Annotated in this window: 18 protein-coding genes and 1 tRNA gene; 11 read left to right on the forward strand and 8 right to left on the reverse strand. The window is 64.5% G+C overall.

Translation table 11 applies throughout. From position 1 onward, the window contains the following. Positions 1-153: 153 nt before the first annotated feature. From DCM79_RS15415 to DCM79_RS15425, 3 genes are read left to right on the forward strand one after another with little or no spacing between them, the layout of a single operon-like run. The gene (locus DCM79_RS15415) at positions 154-1,371 is read left to right on the forward strand and encodes a class I SAM-dependent methyltransferase (protein WP_257180566.1); all 1,218 of its coding nucleotides are present in this window, start codon (positions 154-156) and stop codon (positions 1,369-1,371) included. Continuing rightward, positions 1,364-2,557: a class I SAM-dependent methyltransferase gene (locus DCM79_RS15420; RefSeq protein WP_257180567.1), complete on the forward strand. Its 1,194-nt coding sequence runs from the start codon at positions 1,364-1,366 to the stop codon at positions 2,555-2,557. Before DCM79_RS15415 ends, DCM79_RS15420 begins: the two co-directional genes overlap by 8 nt. 13 nt (positions 2,558-2,570) lie before the next feature. Continuing rightward, positions 2,571-3,605 carry a Gfo/Idh/MocA family protein gene (locus DCM79_RS15425; protein ID WP_257180568.1) on the forward strand — a complete coding sequence of 345 codons (1,035 nt, stop codon included), beginning with the start codon at positions 2,571-2,573 and terminating at the stop codon, positions 3,603-3,605. A gap of 7 nt (positions 3,606-3,612) precedes the next feature. Here the strand turns inward: DCM79_RS15425 and DCM79_RS15430 are convergent, their stop codons facing one another. Beyond that, positions 3,613-5,214, reverse strand: a complete 1,602-nt coding sequence (locus DCM79_RS15430; protein ID WP_257180569.1) for a hypothetical protein — start codon at positions 5,212-5,214, stop codon at positions 3,613-3,615. Between the two features lie 215 nt (positions 5,215-5,429). Here DCM79_RS15430 and DCM79_RS15435 point away from each other — a divergent pair, with 215 nt between their 5' ends. The 4 genes from DCM79_RS15435 to DCM79_RS15450 all read left to right on the forward strand — a co-directional run bounded on the left by DCM79_RS15435 (position 5,430) and on the right by DCM79_RS15450 (position 7,778). Then, positions 5,430-5,936 (forward strand): hypothetical protein, encoded by a 507-nt coding sequence (locus DCM79_RS15435; RefSeq protein ID WP_257180570.1) that lies wholly within the window; start codon positions 5,430-5,432, stop codon positions 5,934-5,936. Between the two features lie 9 nt (positions 5,937-5,945). Further along, positions 5,946-6,452 (forward strand): hypothetical protein, encoded by a 507-nt coding sequence (locus tag DCM79_RS15440; protein WP_257180571.1) that lies wholly within the window; start codon positions 5,946-5,948, stop codon positions 6,450-6,452. A 143-nt stretch (positions 6,453-6,595) separates the two neighbouring features. After that, a complete protein-coding gene (locus DCM79_RS15445; RefSeq protein WP_257180572.1) occupies positions 6,596-7,357 on the forward strand; it encodes a glycosyltransferase family 2 protein in 762 nt (253 codons plus the stop codon). 145 nt (positions 7,358-7,502) lie between these two features. Further along, positions 7,503-7,778, forward strand: coding sequence for a hypothetical protein (locus DCM79_RS15450; protein WP_257180573.1), 276 nt, complete (start codon positions 7,503-7,505; stop codon positions 7,776-7,778). Between the two features lie 220 nt (positions 7,779-7,998). On the opposite strand, the gene DCM79_RS15455 is transcribed toward DCM79_RS15450, so the two are convergent. Beyond that, positions 7,999-8,074 (reverse strand) — tRNA-Trp (locus tag DCM79_RS15455). A 151-nt stretch (positions 8,075-8,225) separates the two neighbouring features. Here DCM79_RS15455 and DCM79_RS15460 point away from each other — a divergent pair. Next, the gene (locus tag DCM79_RS15460) at positions 8,226-9,461 is read left to right on the forward strand and encodes a serine hydrolase (RefSeq protein ID WP_257180574.1); all 1,236 of its coding nucleotides are present in this window, start codon (positions 8,226-8,228) and stop codon (positions 9,459-9,461) included. 190 nt (positions 9,462-9,651) lie between these two features. Here DCM79_RS15460 and DCM79_RS15465 read toward each other — a convergent pair whose 3' ends face one another. Then, positions 9,652-10,419 carry an SDR family NAD(P)-dependent oxidoreductase gene (locus tag DCM79_RS15465; RefSeq protein WP_025037031.1) on the reverse strand — a complete coding sequence of 256 codons (768 nt, stop codon included), beginning with the start codon at positions 10,417-10,419 and terminating at the stop codon, positions 9,652-9,654. Positions 10,420-10,495: 76 nt separating this feature from the next. Beyond that, positions 10,496-11,194, reverse strand: a complete 699-nt coding sequence (locus DCM79_RS15470; RefSeq protein ID WP_257180575.1) for a histidine phosphatase family protein — start codon at positions 11,192-11,194, stop codon at positions 10,496-10,498. A 135-nt stretch (positions 11,195-11,329) separates the two neighbouring features. Between DCM79_RS15470 and DCM79_RS15475 the strand changes: the two genes are divergently transcribed. Together DCM79_RS15475 and argE are read left to right on the forward strand one after the other, a co-directional pair. Beyond that, on the forward strand, positions 11,330-12,115 hold the full coding sequence (locus DCM79_RS15475; protein WP_257180576.1) for an SDR family NAD(P)-dependent oxidoreductase: 786 nt from the start codon (positions 11,330-11,332) through the stop codon (positions 12,113-12,115). Between the two features lie 991 nt (positions 12,116-13,106). After that, on the forward strand, positions 13,107-14,285 hold the full coding sequence (gene argE, locus DCM79_RS15480) for an acetylornithine deacetylase (protein WP_257180577.1): 1,179 nt from the start codon (positions 13,107-13,109) through the stop codon (positions 14,283-14,285). A 136-nt stretch (positions 14,286-14,421) separates the two neighbouring features. Here argE and DCM79_RS15485 read toward each other — a convergent pair whose 3' ends face one another. The 3 genes from DCM79_RS15485 to DCM79_RS15495 form a co-directional block, all read right to left on the reverse strand. Further along, a complete protein-coding gene (locus tag DCM79_RS15485; protein ID WP_257180578.1) occupies positions 14,422-15,048 on the reverse strand; it encodes a LysE family translocator in 627 nt (208 codons plus the stop codon). A gap of 126 nt (positions 15,049-15,174) precedes the next feature. Beyond that, the gene (locus tag DCM79_RS15490) at positions 15,175-16,233 is read right to left on the reverse strand and encodes a phosphotransferase family protein (protein ID WP_257180579.1); all 1,059 of its coding nucleotides are present in this window, start codon (positions 16,231-16,233) and stop codon (positions 15,175-15,177) included. 131 nt (positions 16,234-16,364) lie between these two features. Continuing rightward, on the reverse strand, positions 16,365-17,600 hold the full coding sequence (locus tag DCM79_RS15495) for an acyl-CoA dehydrogenase family protein (RefSeq protein WP_257180580.1): 1,236 nt from the start codon (positions 17,598-17,600) through the stop codon (positions 16,365-16,367). 318 nt (positions 17,601-17,918) lie between these two features. Here DCM79_RS15495 and DCM79_RS15500 point away from each other — a divergent pair, with 318 nt between their 5' ends. Then, positions 17,919-18,581, forward strand: a complete 663-nt coding sequence (locus tag DCM79_RS15500; protein WP_212068132.1) for a TetR/AcrR family transcriptional regulator — start codon at positions 17,919-17,921, stop codon at positions 18,579-18,581. A gap of 2 nt (positions 18,582-18,583) precedes the next feature. Here DCM79_RS15500 and DCM79_RS15505 read toward each other — a convergent pair whose 3' ends face one another. Next, positions 18,584-18,976 (reverse strand): RidA family protein, encoded by a 393-nt coding sequence (locus DCM79_RS15505; protein WP_257180582.1) that lies wholly within the window; start codon positions 18,974-18,976, stop codon positions 18,584-18,586. Positions 18,977-18,984 lie beyond the last annotated feature (8 nt).

Below are 18,984 nucleotides of genomic sequence, written 5' to 3' on the forward strand. Positions count from 1 at the left end.
TGCTGTGGCGCGGCGCTGTCCCGGCCGCTGGTGGCGCAGGGACAGGGCAACTTAGGAATTGTGGCGCAGGCTGAGCCACTATATAGCCTTCAGCCAGTTCGGAGTTTCACCCGGGGCTCTGCCCCCATGTTGTTCCTGCAAAGAGCCAGACCAGTGACCGACCATTGCCGCCTTTGCCACTCGACCAACCTGCGTCCGGTCATCGACCTCGGATTGATGCCGATCGCGCATCGCCTTCGGCATAGCCGAAACGAGCAGGAGGAACGGTATCCGTTCGAAGTGCTGGCCTGCGGCGATTGCGGCCTGCCTCAGATCGTCAAACCGATCGATCCAGAAATTCTGTATCGCCAGTTCAACTACAACTTCAGCAGCTGGAAGCCTGAGCCGCATCAGGCCGACGAGCTCGACACCATTGCGAAATTCTCCAAGCATCAATCCGTGTTCGAGATCGGTTGCAACGACGGCCTGTTCATGGACAAGCTGCGCGAGCGCGGCACCAAGATCATGGTCGGTGTCGAGCCCAATCCGGTGTCGGGCAAGATCGCCCGCGAGCGCGGCATCAAGGTCTATGCCGACATGCTCAGCCCGGACATGGCCCACGACGCGGTCGCTCAGTCCGGCAAGTTCGACCTCGTCATATCGCGCCAGGTGCTCGAGCACATCGTCGATTTCGAGAACTTCTTCGCTTGCGTGAAGATCGCGCTGAAGGAGGATGGGCTGCTGTTCATCGACGTGCCCGATTTCGCGCCCGGCTCAGCCGCGGGTGACCTCTCGGTGCTTTGGGAAGAGCACGTCAGCTATTTCACCGAACCGACCCTCCTCGCCCTGCTGGCGCGCCACGGTTTCGAGGCAGTGTCGGTGAAGACATACAATTTCAGCGGCGGCAGCCTCGCCGTCGCGGCCCGCCGTGCCAAGGGCGCAGTGACGCCGCCGCCTGCGCCATCCGGGGTCGGCGAGAAATTCGGTCAGCGCGCGAGAGAATATGGCGCGCGTCTCCGCCCAATTCTGGCGAAGGCCCGCGCCAACGGCGCGGAGATCGCCATCTATGGCGCCGGCTGCCGCGCCTGCACCTTCACCAACGCCCACGAGCTGGCCGATCTCGTCGATCTCTCCGTCGACGACCAGAAGGAGCGCCAGGGACTGTTCCTGCCGGGCACCGGCATTCCAATCCGTGCGCCCGAGGAGCTCGCAGGCAAGTCCGGGCCGCTGGTCTGTCTTCTCGCCGTGAACGAGGAGAACGAGGCCAAGGTCAGCAGCCGGCTGCGCGAGACTGTGAAGCGACCGCTGCAGATCGTTTCGATTTTCGCACCCTCGGACATCTGGAGCGAGCTCGACCGTCTCGAGGCGGCCGCAGGGTCGCGGCATGGCTGACGACAAGCTCTTCAACTATTACGAACGTCAGGACGTCCTGCCGACGTTCGGGAACTTCAAATCGTCCAGCGAGCTCGAGGCCTATGCCACCCAGCGGCGCGAGCTGTTTTCGGACAAGCTGGTGCTGCCGCCGCGACTGTTTCGCGATGCCGAGGTGCTCGAGTTCGGCCCCGATTCCGGCGAGAATGCGCTGGTGTTCGCCGGCTGGGGCGCGAACATGACGCTCGCCGAACCGAACCGGCTCGCGCACCCGAAGATCGAGGCCTATTTCACCCGTTTCGGCCTGACCGGACGTCTTCGCGAACTCGCGCTGGCCGACGTCGAGGGCTTCACCAGCGACCACCGTTTCGACATCATCGATGCCGAGGGTTTCATCTACACCGTGCAGCCGAGCGAAAAGTGGCTTGCCGTCTTTCACCGCCTGCTCAATCCCGACGGTTACGCCGTCGTCTCCTACTACGAGCGCTATGGCGGCTTCTTCGAGCTCGCGCTCAAGGCGATGCATGCGGCGGGCAAGGTGTTGACCGGTCACGCCGCCCTCGACACGGCGAAAATGCTGTTCGAGGCGAAGTGGAACAGCATTCCGCACACCCGCAGCTTCGAATCCTGGCTGATGGATGTGCTGGAAAATCCGTTCGTCCGGCATCGCTACTTCCTCGATGCGACCGCGTTGTGCACGGCCGCGCACGACAGGGGATTCGACGTCCATTCGGCATGGCCGGCCTACCGCGACAGCCTCGACATCTACTGGCACAAGAAGGTTCTGCCCGGTGACGAGAAGCTGCGTCGCGCCGCGCGCCATCTCGATCGCAGCCGCCTGAGCTTCCTCGGCGGGCGAAAGCTCTATCTGGTCGGCAAGGCCGATGCCGTGCAGGCGATCTCCGCGTCGATCGAGGCGCTGGTTCGTGACGTCGATGCAATGATCGACGATCCCTTCGGCGAGAGCCTGCCGCGCGTCGTCGCGGGCCTTGCCTCCTTGCGCGAGACGATTGGCACCACGGACATTCTCGCCGACGACGCGGCCGACATCGAAGCCATCACGGCTACTCTCGACAGCTTCTATCACATCTTTGCTGCGATCGGGCGACGGGACGTCTCCGCCGTCGCCGCCCTCGCCCGGTCGGATTCGGCCTTCATCAACATCTGGGGACAGCCGGCGCATTTCCTCGTTATCCGGAAGCGCTGAGGGAGCGCAGCCATTGAGGCCAGGCATTGGCATCATCGGAACGGGCATGGTCGGCCAGATGTGCCACCTCGCCAATTTCGCCGCCAATCCCGCCTGTCGCGTCGTCGCGATCGCTGACCTCCGGCCGGATCTGGCGGCTGCGGCCGCGCAGAAATTCGGCATCTCGCGAACTTACGGCTCGCACCGGGAGCTGCTCGCCGATAGCGCGGTATCCGCCGTCGTGGTCGTGACCAAGCGCCGCGCCACTGGCCCGATCGTGCTGGACGCGCTCAACAGCGGCCGGCACGTGCTCTCTGAAAAGCCGATGGCCTACACGACCGCCCAGGCCATGTCGCTGGCCGAAGCCGCACGGCGGCAAGACCTCGTCTACAGCATCGGCTACATGAAGCGTCACGACGCCGGCGTGGCACGGGCGCTTGAGGTGCTGACGCGCTTGCGTCATGACGGCTCGCTCGGACGCATCGTCCGGGCAAAGGGCTGGTGCTTCGGCGGCGATACGGGGCGGTCGCAAGATAATTTCGTGATGACGGACGAAGCGCGACCGGACGGAATCGCGCTCTGGCAGGACGGCCCCGACTGGATGCCGCGCGCGATACGTCCCGGCTACGACAACTTTCTGAACGTCTTCAGCCACATCATCAACCTGTCGCGCTATTTTCTGGGATCGTCGCCCGCGGTCGCCGAAAGCGCGATCGAGGCTTCGGGGGCCGGGCGCATCGTTCTCGATTTCGACGGCACCGCCTGCACGCTCGATCTCGTCAGCGGGTCGGACGGAGCTTGGCGCGAGGGACTGACGATCGAGTTCGAACGCGGCGCGGTGACGCTGGAGCTGCCCCCACCCTTTGCCGCGCAAGAGGCGGAGGTGGTTGTCGATCGCGACGGTCAACGCACGCGGTTGACGGGTGGTGCGAGCTGGGCCTTCCGGCGTCAGGCCGATGTCTTCGTTTCCGATGTCGCCACGCGAAGTACACCGCTGGCCTCCGGCGCGGATTCGGTCACCGACATCGCGCTTGCGGAAACGGTTTGGAAACAGTGGGCTGGCGGCTGAATCATCCTCATCGCGCTTCAGGCGCGGCATTCTTCTCGATCGGCAGGATCCCCGGGATCGGCCCAAGCTTGATGGTGACCTGCGCGAGCTGCGCCAGGAACTCCGGAACGTCGCAGCGCGCCAGCAAGCGGCACGCGTAGTACTTCCGCACCAGGACCGGGTTCGGTGCTGCTCCCGGCCCCGGCTGGAAGGAGATCGTCGCCTGCGGTCCCGACGGATCAAAATGATGGAAGGCGCTTCCCGGAGCCTTGCGCGCTTCGTCCATGCTGCGCAGGATGTCGGGCCGTTCGGCGCGCAGTGCAAATCCGAAGAACGGCTGATTTCCCCAGGCAAGGCGGAGCATGCCGGTGACTTCGGCGAGGCCGAACGGCACATGCCGTGAGGGGTAGTCGAAGAAACCGTCGTCGAGCGCATAGACCGTCGCCGCGGGCTGGGCCCGACCGGCAAGATCGCGCGCCAGAGCCTCCTGCTTCAGCGTTCTCGCCTGCATGAAGATGTAGTTGGTCCACAGCATGCCGATCGACACGATCAGCCCCGCCCCGAATACGGCCGCAAAGGCCAAGCGAGGGCTGGTCCAGCGTTCGACCAGCCGCTTGACTGCGAGCAGCGCCAGCGCCGACGGCACGCCGAACATCAGCAGATGACGGCTCTCGTAGAAATGCATGGACGACGGCCGCAGGCCGGCGATCAGATAGGGCGATGCCAATGCGAGGAACAGCATGACGGCAAGCATGAGCGGCAGAAAGATCGCGAGCCTGGATGCAGCCGGCTTCGTGTCGGAACGCAGCAACAGCACAACGATGCCGGCGAGCACCGCCGCCGCAATGAAAAGCGTCGGGATCGTGATCGCCGCGCGCACCGCATTCGCCATAACGTCCCGGTAACCCGCGACGAAAAATGCCCACCATCCCCTCGCCAATTCGCCGAGAGTCGGGAAATGCGCGTCATAGTGCTGCGCGTACACGCCCATCCGCTTGAACCAGATGTTGAGCGTGCCCCAGTAGATCAAGGGAAGCGCGATCAACTCCGGATAACCTGCGGCACAACGCCATCCCGCGAGCCAGCTGCGGCGAACGAAGCCGTCCGCGGCGTTGCCGCCACGCCAGATCGCAACGAAGAGGCCCAGCATCACGAAGGCAAAAAGCACGATCGTGGAGTTGAGCGCGAAACCGAGCAGGAACGCGAGCGCACAGGCGAGGCGAAGCAGCACGCGCCGCGGACCACGGGCACTGAAGGCCAGCGTCAACAACCAGGCCCCGACGAACAGGAGCCCGAAGCTGAAAACGTAGACCGCGTTCGCCTTGCCGGCCCAGAGTTGGTAGCCGGGATAGGTCCAGACGCTCAACGCGAAACCGACCGCCTCGGCGCGGTCGAGCAGACCGAGACGCCTTGCGGTCAACGCCAGCGATGTCGCACCGAAGACAATCCCGGCAAACGCCAGCGAGACCATCACGGCGACCGGTGCTCCCGTCCAGTTCGCGAACCTGTCGTAGCTGTAGAAGATCGGGTGACCGGCGCCGTTCAGCAGGAAGTCGATATCGATGAAATAGTCCGGACGCGGCTTGAGCACCAGCCAATCGTCCATGAAGAGACCGTCGTTCAGGAGCATCGGTGCATGCGCAGCCAACAAGACGGCAAGGAGGACGACGATCGCACGCGGCAATGGGGCATCTCGGAGGGAGGAACGGTATCGCCGACAAGGATTCGCATGCCCGGGTGAGGTCCGCAAGGGCGCGCCGACGGGCTCCCTTGACCGGAAAAATGCGACCTCCTATAGAATTTCGCACTGGCTGGACCGAGAGGCGTCCGGGACGATTTTCCGCAATGAACATGCTACCGGGCCCCGCGCAAGCCGCTGCGATTGGTCTCAGTCTTGCGCTGCCGCTGTTGCTGCTGTGCTATGCGCGCATCGCCGCCACCGGCGGATCAGGTCGCCGCTTCCGGCTCGGCTGCCTCAGTGTCATGGCCCTTTACGCGATCGCCTGTATCGCGCTTCCCGGGCAACGCCATTTCGACGACGTGCTTGGCGGCCTGTTCCTGCTGGCGACTGCGATGATGTTTTTCTACATCCTGTTCAGCCTGCTGGCCTGGGGCTTCACGCTGACGCTGCTCACGGCACTGGTCAAGGCCGGCCGTCCACTAACCCTCGAGCAATGGGCCGTGGCCTACATGCAGGGCGGCGATCTCGGCACCTTCACGCACAATCGCCTGAAGCTCCTGGTCGGTGCGAGGCTGGTGATCACCGCGGACGGCAAGTTGGCTCCGACGGCAAGAGGTGTCGCCGTCGCGCGCCTCGTCAAGTTGGTTCGCCTGTCGACCGGGCTTGGGTGAGCAACCACGATGTCCTTCATTGTCGGACTCCTCGCCGCGGTTAGCTTCGCCCTGCTGTCGCCCGCCTTGCAGCTGATAGCCCGCGCGCGCGGTTGGACGGTTGCACCCGTAACCCTGCTCGCGATCGCCGCAATCGTCACGCATGGTCTGGGCGTCATGCTCGGAATCTTCGTCGTCGCGCAATTCAGGTATTGGGACGCTGCGTCGATCTTCGGGTTTTGCGTCATGGCTTACGTCTTCGCTTTTGGCGCAGTGTACAAATCGGTGTCCCTGGAGATTTTGCTTGGTCTCGTCGACCGGCCGCGGCGGAGCGCACCGCTTTCCGACATCGCCGAACGGCAGGTTCCAGCTCTGTTCCAGGGACGAATAGGGAACCTGGTCGACGGCGGCCTGGTCGAGCCGCTCGACTCGCACTTCGCCGCGACGGCCGCCGGCCGGGCCATGGCAGCCCGCGTCGGGCATCTGCGCCGCGCTTTCGGCATCGGCGACACCAGTCTCTACGATTTTTCCGACTAGTTGCGGGAAATACACACATCACCGGTTTCGTGCCGGTTGTGCAGGTCTAATCTGCGGGGGCCTTATTGTTCGCCCAGACCTTATGACCTAGAGTTGCGTCAGGGGGCCGCCGGTCGAAAGGGGCCGGCAACAGGCAGCTAGAGATGACACCTTCCAGGGCGGCAAAGCGGCTTACCATCGTCATCCCTGCTCTGAACGAGCAGGACAAGATCGCCGACACCATTGGCGGCGTCCTGCCGCTCGCCTGCGAGCTGCTCGACGACTTCGAAATCTTCCTGATCGACGACGGCAGCACCGATGCCACCGGCGCGATCATGGACGAATTCGCCGCCGGCGATCCGCGCATCATCGTGCAGCACAACGCCGAAAGGCGGGGCGTCGGTGCAGGCTTCGAATACGCCCTGTCGCGCGCGAAATTCGAAGCCATCACGCTCATTCCCGGCGATCACGCCTTCCAGAACGAAGGTATTGCCCGGATGTTCAAGGCAGCGGGCGCCGCCGACCTCGTCATTACCCATCGCGACAACCAGTCGGACCGCTCGGTCAACCGCTCGCTGCAATCGCATTCGCTGCGGTTCATCCTGAATTGCCTGTTCGGCTTCTGGCTGTCCGACTACCACAGCATGATCGTCTACCCCGTGAAATGGCTGCGCCAGATCGCGGTGAAGACCGACGGCTACGGTTATCAGATCTGCGCGTTGATCTCGCTGCTCCAGCTCGGCCTCAGCTACGTGCAGGTGCCCGTGAGCCTGAACGCGGAGTTGAAGGGGTCATCCCGTGCGCTGCGGCTGCGCACCTATTTCGAGCTTGGCGGCACCATCGTCTCGCTGCTGCGCCGCGTTCCCATCCGGGACGTCGATCTCAGCCAGCTTCCCCGCGGCGCAGGGCGGGTCCCGGCGCGCTAGGCGACGCCTCGCCCGCGCTCCTCGCCTGAACGGCAGGTGAATATACCGTTCAACAGCCGTTGCGCGTGAGGGCGCTATAAGCTCCCTTACCGGAACTCGCGTCCTGGCCCTTCGTTACAGGATCGACCAAAGAGGGAGAGAAACTGTGCTTATTCAAGCCGTGGTGCTGGCGATGAGTACCCTTGGACCAGTATCGGCCGCGCCCGCCCAGGAGCCTCTGGTTCAACAAGTCCAGTTCCCGGGAAGAAACGGCTGGTGTCCGCGGGGCTATGACTTCAACTATTCGAACGGCTATTGCTATCCCAACGGCCAGCACGCCCCCGGCCTCTATGTGAGGCCGACGCCGAGACATTATGCCCCCGAGGGTTATTACCGGCCGCACCGGCACAGGTACCCGCCAGGCTATTACGACCGCTACTAGGGTCTGCGTCCGCATGGATAAGGCCCGCCAGAGCCGGCGGGCCTCGCTCGGGGCACCAGCTCAACTTGCTCCTTGGACAAGGGGGCAGCGGACACATCGATCGCGGCCATCGTCAACAACCGCTTTGCCGGAATCTTGGGGAGGTTGACCCATTTGGGCGAGGGCTGAGGTCCAGGTCGGCCTCTGTCGAGACAAGAGGCGCTTAAGCCATTGAATTATCTGGCAGGAGTGGCAGGGCTCGAACCTGCGACCCCCGGTTTTGGAGACCGGTGCTCTACCAATTGAGCTACACTCCTACAGACCCCGCGTCGCCTTGGGATCAGGCGCGCTTTCAAGCACAGAGAGCGGCCGGATTGCAAGGGTGAACCGCGCCGGCTTCGCTTGTTTGTGCCGGGGCTTCTGGGCCACAGTCCATTGCCGATAATCAAGAAGCAACCGGGAGTGCCCATGACCGCCACAGCGACCGCTCCAGCCGCCGTACAGGCCAACATCGCGCCGTCGACCTCGCCCCTGCCGGAGGCCCGCCCGGAGACGCTCGGGCTGTCACGTCCGCGCCTGCAGGCCATGTCGGACGCCTTCAAGCGCGAGATCGACAAGGGAACCGTTCCCGGGATCACCGTGCTGGTGGCGAGAGGCGGCCAGGTCGGCTGGTTCGAGGCGCTCGGCAGGCAGAGCCCGGCGGCCGCCGCGCCGATGGCCCGTGATTCGATCTTCCGGATCTTCTCGATGACCAAGCCGATCGTGTCGGTCGCCGTCATGGCGCTGGTCGAGGACGGCCGCCTCCTGCTCAGCGATCCCGTCGCCAAGTTCATCCCGGAATTCGCCAGCCAGCAGGTCGGCATCGTCAAGGACGGCAAGCTGGATCTGGTGCCGCCGGCGCGGCCGATGACGGTGCAGGACCTGCTCCGCCACACCTCGGGCCTCACCTACGAGCACCAGGGCGACGGCCCCGTGCACAAGCTCTATCAGGAGTCCCGCGTCCGCAGCCGCAAGATCAGCAACGCCGAGCATGCCGCATTGGTGGCGAGCTTCCCGCTGGTCTGCCAGCCCGGCGCGGAGTTCAACTACAGCCGCTCCACCGACATCCTCGGCCGCATCATCGAGGTCGTCAGCGGCAAGTCGCTCGGCGCCTTCCTCACCGAGCGCGTGCTCGCCCCGTTGCAGATGGCCGAGACCGGCTTTGCGACCTCCGAGGCCAATGCCGGCCGGCTCGCCGAGCCGTTCGCGGCCGATCCCTGGACCGGCGACAAGGTCGCGCTGTTCAACATGCTGGAGCAGCCGGTGATGGAGTCCGGCGGCGGCGGTCTCGTTTCAACGACGATGGACTATGCCCGCTTCTGCCTGATGCTGCGCAACGGCGGCACGCTCGACGGCAACAGGATCATCGGGCGCAAGACGCTGGAGCTGATGGCATCGGATCACCTCGGGCCGCACGTTCAGACCAACGGCACCCTGCTCTCGCCCGGCCACGGCTTCGGTCTCGGCTTCGCCGTGCGCCGCGAGGCCGGCATCGCGCCGTTCCCCGGCAGCGTCGGCCAGTATTTCTGGAGCGGCATCGCCGGCACGTTCTTCTGGATCGATCCGAAGGAGGATCTGTTCGCGGTGTTCATGAGCCAGGGACCGGGACAGCGCGACTACACGCGGACCTTGGTGCGGGATCTGGTTTACGCGGCGGTGGAGTGAGGTCCGCGCTAACGCGCGGCGCTGCTTCTCCACAAACACTGTCATGCCCCGGCTTGACCGGGGCATCCAGTACTCCGCGGCGGCAGTTCGTTTACACAACTTCAGCTACGGAGTACTGGATGGCCCGCCTTCGCGGGCGATGACACCGGTTGTTGGGTGGGCTGGGGTGCCGCCTCGACGCTCTATCGCCTCAACTGATCGTCGCGCCGCCGTCGATCACCATGGTCTGGCCGGTCATGAAGTCGCCGGCCTTCGATCCCAGGAACACCGCCGCGCCCGCGATCTCGTCGGGAATGCCGATGCGCAGCAGCGGCGAGCGCGAGGTCGAGGCCTTCAGGTTCTCCGGATTGTCCCACAGCGCCTTCGCGAAGTCCGTCTTGATCAGGCCGGGCGCGATGCAGTTCACGCGAATGTTGTGCGGGCCATATTCGCAGGCGAGATTGCGCGCGAGCTGCATGTCGGCGGCTTTCGAGATCGCGTAGGCGCCGAGGATGGTCGAGCCTTTCAATCCGCCGATCGAGGAGACGATGATGATCGAGCCGTCCTTGCGCTCGATCATCTGCGGCACCACCATCGAGATCAGCCAGTTGTTGGCGACGATGTTGTTGTCCAAAATCTTCCTGAACTGATCGTCGGAGATGCCGGCGAGCGGACCGTAATATGGGTTGGAGGCGGCGTTGCAGACCAACACGTCGATCTTGCCGAAGGCGCGGTTGCTCTCGTCGACGAGGTTTTGCAGGTTCTCCTTCGACGAGATGTTGGCGGCGACCGCGACCGCGGTCCCTTTTCCGAACTTGTCGTTGATGCCCTTGGCGACCTGCTCGCAGACGTCGGCCTTGCGCGAGGAGATCACGACCTTGGCGCCATGCTCGGCCATGCGCTCGGCGATCGCAAGCCCGATGCCGCGCGTCGATCCCGTGATGACGGCGACTTTCCCCTTCATGTCGAACAAGGTCATGTGTCTCTCCCAGATTGATCTTGGTATCGAGATTCCGGGTTCGGTCCTGCGGACCGCCCCGGAATGACAGCTTAACTCACGCCAGCTTCTTGACTTCCGGCCCCGCCGGCTGGTGCATCGCCGCGTGCGCAGCATCCGCAATCCACGGCTGCTGGTTCACCATCGGCAACCGCCAGAGCGTGCGCTCGGGGCTGGCAAAATGGTCGAGCCGGGTGATCGAGCAATTGTCGATGTCGAACGACAGCGCCTTCTCCAGCTGGCCGTCGAGCGCGAGTCCCAGCGCCGCCTTGATCGTGCCACCATGGGCGACCGCGATGATGTCCTGTCCGGCCGCCTCATTATTGATCCGCTCGATGGTGCGACGGGTACGGTTGTAGAGATCCATGAAGCTTTCGCCGCCGGGCGCGGGCTCGTTGATGTCGGCGAACCAGCTCGACCCGACGGGGCGGCTGGCGATGAACGCGGCGCGGTTCATGCCCTGCCATTTCCCGAGATGCTGCTCGGCGAGATCCGCTTCCCATGGCATCGACGCAGGCTTCGGATAACCCGCCGCCCAGATCGCCTCGGCGGTCTGATGCGTGCGCATCAGATTGCTCGAATACCACACCGCCTTGCGCGGCAGCACCTTGGCAACGGCGTTGAACACGTAGGTATCGCTGGTGTCGCAGGCGATGTCGCTCTGCCCGTAGATGTTGCCGCCGTCGCTGCGCACCGGCGCGTGTCGGACCCACCACCATCGCGTGACGACCACATTGGGCTTGTCTGCACCTGCCATCGAAACCCTTCCATCCCGTCTGATGTCGCTGTACGTCAGGAGCGAACCTGTCTCAATACACTTTACCGTTTGAAATCTTGTTTGAAATTCCATCGCGCGGCAAGCGCCGCGCGAGGCACCACGAGGGAGAATCGCATGGGCCGCCTGCAAGGCAAATCCGTCATCATCACCGGCGCCGGCAGCGGCATCGGCCGCGCCGCCGCAGCGCTGTTCACCAGGGAAGGCGCCAAGCTGGTCGCGGTCGATCGCACCGAGGCGGTGAAGGAGACCGTCGACGAGATCAAGAGGGCCGGCGGCGTCGCGGAAGCCATGATCGCGGATGCCGGCTCGGAAAAGGACGTCATGGCGATGATCGACAAGGCGGTGAAGACGCATGGCCGGCTCGACGTGATCTGGGCCAATGCCGGCATCTCGGGCGGGCTCGTTCCGCTGGCCGAGCAGACCGTGGAGCACTGGCAGGAGATCCTCCGCATCAATCTGATCGGGCCGTTCCTCGCGGTGAAACATGCGATGCCGCACATGGTGAAGCAGCAGTCCGGCGCGATCGTGCTGACCGCGTCCGTCGCCGGCCTCAAGGCCGGCGCCAGCGGGCATCCCTATGCGGCGAGCAAGGCGGGCGTGATCAGCCTGGTGCAGACCACCGCCTATTCGCTCACCGGCACCGGCGTGCGCATCAACGCGGTGTGCCCTGGCCTGATCGAGACCGGCATGACCAAGCCGATCTTCGACCGCGCCAAGGAGCGCGGCACCCAGGGCAAGATCGGCCAGCTCAACCCGCTTCAGCGCCCCGGCCAGCCACACGAGCTCGCCGCGATGGGCTTGTTCCTCGCCAGCGACGAGGCTTCGTATGTCAACGGCCAGGCCTTCCCGGTGGACGGCGGCCTCACCGCGTCGATGCCGTATACGGGCAAGCCGGTATAGCCCAGGTCTCGTGTCCCGGACGCGCTGCAGCGCTCTTGCGCTGCTGCGCAGAGCCGGGACCCAGCAGGCCGCTGGCTCGCTGCTGCATGGGCCCCGGCTCAGCAGCGCATCACTTCGTGCTGCGCTGCGTCCGGGGCATGAGAGCGTCGGTGAATGATTGACGTGGGATCGCATCCTCGCGGCTTGTTCGCCCGAGCTTTGCTTGTCGCTTCGCCCTCTGAATTGAAAGAAGGCGCAGGGAAGGCCGGGAGCCGGTTGGCTCCCATGGACCGCCATGCCAAGGGCAGACTGCGTGTGCTGCTGCATAGCGGAGAACAGGGCAACCGGAGACATCCCGGCCTTCCCTGCGCAGTGGTTGGAACGGCTTATGTCGTGCTCTCCCCGGGGAGCGTTGCACTATTGCCCCCGTCGTCTTGCGGCTGATCGATGCGCGGGCCCGGTCGGGCCGCCACATCACCGCAACACTTGGCGCACAGACCCCGGGCGCCAGGACCACACGATTTTGCCGTACGCCGATTGCACCGGTCGTGTGCGCGACGGCCTTGCTCACGGTTGCCCGCCCTGCAAAACCCTTCGCGCCGATGCCATCGGCGTCCACCGCCGCCCGGCCCGCGTTCGTGACGATCGCGATACGCCCCTCTTCCTTGGGCCGGGTTGCGGCGACACATATGCCATTTCCGAAATTCGGTAAAGCGGAATATTTTCGGCGACGGGCGTTGACCTAGGGCTCGGGTGTTTCGCCCGCCGGGCACCGCAAGGGCTGGTAGCCTCCGTCGTCATTGCGGGGCGCGCCGAAGGCGCGAATTCCGAATCCATTTCGCGATGGATGATGTGGGCCGATGGATTCTCAGGTGCGCAATTGCGCACCATAGCTCGATGCTGAGCATCGCCCCGGAATGACGGTCGAGATGTTGATTTGCCCATCCCGCCATCACGTTGGTATGGTTCCTGCAAGCATTCCGTGCTCCATATCCCCTGACAGAATGAGACAATGCCGAGCTCAAGACCCGATCGTATTCGAAAACTCCTCGCCGACCTCGTGTCGTTCGACACCGTCAGCGACCGCACCAACCTGCCGCTGATCGCCCATATCGAGAGCTACCTCGCCGCATTCGGCATCACGGGCGAGCGCATCGTCGACGCAACCGGGCAAAAGGCCTCGCTGTGGGTCACGATCGGCCCCGAGGACCGTCCCGGCTTCGTGCTATCGGGCCATACCGACGTCGTGCCCGTCGTGGGCCAGGACTGGAGCCATGATCCGTTCAAGCTGGTCGAGCGCGACGGCAAGCTCTACGGCCGCGGCACCACCGACATGAAGGGCTTTGTGGCGGTATGCCTCGCCATGGTGCCGGAGATGGTGGAGGCCAGGCTTGCAACGCCGATTCACCTGGCGATCTCCTATGACGAGGAGATCGGCTGCGTCGGCGTGCGGCCGATGCTCGGCATCGTCGCGAAAAAGAAGATCAGGCCGATCGGCGCCTTCATCGGCGAGCCGACCGAGATGAAGGTGATCATCGGCCACAAGGGCAAGCACGGCGTGCGCGCGACCTTTCGCGGACTTGCCCGCCATTCCTCGATCGCGCCCGACGGCGTCAACGCGATTGAGTACGCCGCCGAGCTGATCGTCGAGATCCGCCGCCGCGCCGACAAGCTTGCGGCCATGCGCGCGACGGACAGCCTCTACGACGTTCCGCATTCGACGCTGCTCACCAGCATCGTCCACGGCGGCGCCGCGCTGAACATCGTGCCGGACACTTGCGCGGTCGAGTTCGAATGCCGCGGCATCGGCATCACCGAGTCGCGCGAGGTGACGGATGCGATCGTCGCCTGGGCCAAGGCAGAACTCGAGCCGGCGATGAAGGCACGGCATCCGGATTGCGGCATCGGCTTCGAGGAGATCCTCGACTATCCCGCCCTCGACACCGCCGCCGACGCCGCGATCGTCACGCTGGCCAAGAGCCTGGCCGGACGCAACGACCACGCCAAGGTCGCCTTCGGCACCGAGGCGAGCCTGTTCGCGAGCATGGCCAATATCCCGTCCGTCGTGATCGGCCCGGGCTCGATCGCGCAGGCGCATACGCCGGACGAGTTCGTGGAGATGGCCGAGTTGGAGAAATGCGCAGGCTTCGTGGAGCGGCTGATCGCGCATTGTGCGAAGGCCGCGGCATAGGTTGCCGTAGGGTCGCAAAGCGGCTTGTCCGCCGTAGCTCGAAGAGCGCACCGATTCGCTGTCATCACGGAGAGCTGGTGGGCACGACGCTACGCGCCTTTGCCCACCCTACGCAAGCGAGCGCGTGCGCGACGCCTCAGCGCTCCTGCAACGCCAGCCGGACGCCGACGGCGCAATAGATGGTCCCGACCACCTTGCCCTGCCATTTCACGACGGCCGGATGGCGGCGCAAGAGATTGTCGAGACGGCCGGCGCCAACGGCAAATACGACGGTGCTAAGTAAGCCGAGCAGCACGAAGACGATGCCGAGTATCGCCAGTTGAATGGTGACCGAACCGTGCTCCGGCCGGACGAACTGCGGCAGGAAGGCAAGAAAGAACAGCGCCGTCTTGGGATTGAGCACCTCGGTCAGCATGGCCTGCCGGAATGCGCGGCCCGCAGTGATCGCCGGCGCGCCGCCATCAAGGCCGATCGGCGTCTTGTCGATCATGGCGCGAATGCCGAGGTAGATCAGGAAGCCCGCCCCCGCATATTTGACGAGGCTGAACAGCAGCGCCGAAGTGGCGATGATGGCGGAAAGGCCGACAATCGCCATGCTGGTGTGGATCACGTCACCCGCAGCAATGCCGGCGCCCGTGGCAATGCCGACCCTCGTTCCAGAGCTTGCAGCCCGTGCCATCGTGAGCAGCGTCGCGGGGCCAGGAATGAAGACGAAGCCGAGAACGATCAGAATGTAGGCAATGAGGGTGGCGTGATCGATCATGCGCGCGGTTCCGAGGTGAATTCCTGTGACAGGCTGAGTGACGGTTCGCGGGCAATGACAGGAATGTGCGGGATGACGAACTCCTGAAAGCGAAAGGCGCGGCCACCAGCCGCGCCTTCGTCGTCATTACACCGCGCCCGCCTTCTGCGCGTATTGCCACGACGCCTGCGACAGCGGGACGGTGCGCTTGGCGGATTCCAGCGCCTTGGCGTTGGCGGCGGTGCCGTCGCGGACGCGGCCGGCGATGCCCTGGGTGATGCCGGCGAGACGGAACAGATTGTAGGCGAAGTACCAGTTGAGATCAGGCACCGTCATCCTGGTGACGTTGCAATAGATCTGCGCCGCCTCTTCCAGGCTCGGGATGTTGAGCGCCTTGAGATCGGCGCCGTCGAGGCCCGGCATGATCCACTGCATCAAGAGATAGGTGAAGTCGGCCATGGGATCGCCGAGCGTCGACAGCTCCCAGTCCAGCACCGCCTGCACGCGCGGTTCCGTCGCGTGGAAAATCATGTTGTCGAGGCGATAATCGCCGTGCACGATCGAGACGCGCGCCTGTTCCGGCACCGTCTTCGGCAGCCATTCGGCGACCTTCTCGAATTCCGGAATGTGCTGCGTCTCGGAGGCGCGATATTGCTTGGTCCAGCGGTCGATCTGGCGCGCGAAATAATTGCCGGGCTTGCCGAAGTCGCCGAGGCCGATCGCGGTGGGATCGAACATGTGCAGTTTCGCCAGCGTCTCGATCTTGCTGGTGAAGATCTTGCGGCGGTCGTCCGGCGTCTGGCTCGGCAGCGTCGGATCCCAGAACACGCGCCCCTCCTCCATCGACATGATGTAGAAGGCGGCGCCGATGACGCCGTCGTCCTGGCACAGCGCATAGGCGCGCGCGACCGGAAAGCCCTGCTTGCCGAGCGCCGCGATCACCCGGTATTCGCGATCGACCGCGTGCGCCGACGGCAGCAATTTGCCGAACGGCTTGCGGCGCATCACGTAGGAGCGGTTTGGCGTGTTGAGGCGATAGGTCGGGTTGGACTGACCGCCCTTGAACTGGAGCACGACCAGCGGCCCCTCAAAACCCTCGACGTGCTCGCGCATCCACGCTTCGAGGCGCAGCTCGTCGAAACGATGCCGCTCCTCGACCGGCTTGGTGCCCGAAAACTCTTCGTCTTTCCTGACGCCGTCAGCCACGATGACGCTCCCTCTTCAGTCCGAACATGATCCTAATCGGTAACCGCTGACGCACTTGCGTCAAGCGGTTACCGCAATTGGATCATGTCCCGTCGTTTCTTCAAGTCAGGAGCACCGCAGGGCTCCCCCGCTTAGTGATTGGGAGAGTTGGCATACTTCCGAACCTCAAGTCTGGCAATGGCGCGATTGTGCACCTCGTCCGGACCGTCGGCGAGACGGAGCGTGCGGATGTGGGCGTAGTCCTTGGCAAGCCCCGCCTCGTCCGAGACACCGGCGCCGCCGAAGGCCTGGATCGCCTCGTCGATGATCTTCAGCGCCATGTTGGGCGCTGCGACCTTGATCATGGCGATCTCGGCCTGCGCGGTCTTGTTGCCGACCTTGTCCATCATGTCGGCGGCCTTGAGGCAGAGCAGGCGCGTCATCTCGATGTTGGTGCGGGCTTCGCCGATGCGCTGCTCCCACACCGAGTGCTCGACGATCTTCTTGCCGAACGCGGTGCGGGAGGACAGCCGCCTCACCATCTTCTCCAGTGCCTCCTCGGCCTTGCCGATGGTGCGCATGCAGTGATGGATACGTCCGGGACCGAGCCGGCCCTGCGCGATCTCGAAGCCGCGGCCTTCGCCGAGCAGGATGTTCTCCTTCGGCACGCGCACGTTCTCGAGCAGCACCTGGGCGTGGCCGTGCGGGGCGTCGTCGAAGCCGAACACCGGCAGCATCTTCTCGACCTTGATGCCGGGCGTGTCGAGCGGAACCAGGATCTGCGACTGCTGCTGGTGCTTGGCCGCCTTGAAATCGGTCTTGCCCATCAGGATCGCGATCTTGCAGCGGGGATCGCCGACGCCGGACGACCACCATTTGCGGCCGTTGATGACGTAGTGGTCACCATCGCGCTCGATGCGGGTTTCGATGTTGGTGGCGTCCGACGAGGCCACTGCCGGCTCCGTCATCAGGAAGGCCGAGCGGATCTCGCCGTCCATCAGCGGGCGCAGCCATTTGCGCTTCTGCTCCTTGCTGCCGTAGCGGATGAACACTTCCATGTTGCCGGTGTCGGGCGCGGAACAATTGAACACTTCCGAGGCCCAGCTGATGCGGCCCATCTCCTCCGACAGCAGCGCGTATTCGAGATTGGTCAGTCCCGCGCCGCGGAATTCGTCGTCCTCATGCTCGGACGGCGGCATGAACATGTTCCAGAGGCCTTCGGCCTTCGCCTTCTTCTTGAGGTCCTCCAGGATCGGGATCACCTTCCAGCGCTCGCCGCTGTGATCCTGCTGGTCGTAGATCGGCACCGCCGGGCGCACGTGCTTGGCCATGAAGGACCGCACGCGGTCGAGCCATTCCTTCTGCTTGGGGGACAGATCGAAATCCATGGGACGCTCCTCGTCTCTCTTGTGCGAGCCTGCTGCTTCGCGGGGCTGTTTGCGCCGGACTGTCCTCCCGTTGCGTGCGGTCCGCAAGCGCGGGCTCGCGGACGCTTCGGAACCAGACTCGAGTTGCGAACGAGTCCCGATTGCGGATTGACATCTCCGGCCTTCAAACGATAGTTTCATACAAGCGTTTGAATTGCAACTCCCTCGCTCACGACGTCATTCCGGGGCAGCCCGCAGGGCTGAACCCGAAATCTCGAAATGTGGCGCGAGATTCCGGACTCGACGGCGCGCGTCACCCGGAACGACGGGAAAAGAACCATGGCCAGCGATCATACGAGGTCTGCCATTCTGACCGCCGCCGAACGGCTCTATGCCGATCGCGGCTTCAGCGACGTGACGCTGCGCGACATCGTCGCGGAGGCCGGCGTCAACCTCGCCGCGGTGAACTATCATTTCGGCTCGAAGGACGAACTCATCGCGGAATTATTCGTCACCCGCTCGATCGCCACCAACCGCGAGCGCCTGCGCGAATTGAAGGCGGCGGAAGAGCAAGGCGGCGGCCGGGCGCCGATCGAGGTGATCCTGCGCGCGCTGGTCGGGCCGACGCTGCGCGGCTGCCTCGGCCCTGAGAACCAGCGCTCGACCGCCGCACGCTTCATGATCCGCGCCTCGATCGAGTCCGTGCCGCCGATCCGCCGCATCAAGAACCGCGAAATCGACCATTTGCGGAAATTCGCCGGCGCCATGCGCCGCGCCCTGCCCGAGCGCAGCGACGTCGACATCTACTGGGGCCTCAATTTCGCGCTCGCGATGGCGCATCACACCATCCGCGAGAGCGAGCGGCTGACCAAGCTGTCGGAAGGCAAATGCGACCTCGACGACGTCGAGGACGTGGTCGCGCGCGTGGTCAGCGTGGCGACGATGGCGCTGACGGCGGGCAAGGCGGAGACCAAGCCGGCGGCGAAGGTCGCGGCGCGCTGACCTCACATCATCGCGATGCAGTCGATCTCGACGTCGAACGGGCCGAACCATTCGGGCGTGCAGACGAAGATCCGCGCCGGCGGATCGTCAGGGAAATAGCGGGCATAGACTGTATTGAACGCGGCGAAGTGTCTTGTGGAGGTGCAGTAGACGTTGCACTTCATGACGTTGTCGAGCGAGGCGCCGGCCGCCTGAAGGCACAGCTTCAGCTGCTCCATGACGAGCTCGCTCTGGCGCTCGATCGGCATAGAGATGATCTCGCCGGTCTCGGGATCGAACGGCGGCAGACCCGAGACGAAGATCATGCCGCCGGCGCGCGTGACCGGCGAGACCGGGGCGTTGCGGCGGTGGAGAAAGGTCGAGATCGGTTCGACGCGGAGCGCTTCGCGTTTCATGCGGCCAC

Origin of the sequence: Bradyrhizobium sp. WBOS07 (assembly GCF_024585165.1) — a bacterium.
Lineage (GTDB): Bacteria > Pseudomonadota > Alphaproteobacteria > Rhizobiales > Xanthobacteraceae > Bradyrhizobium > Bradyrhizobium japonicum_B.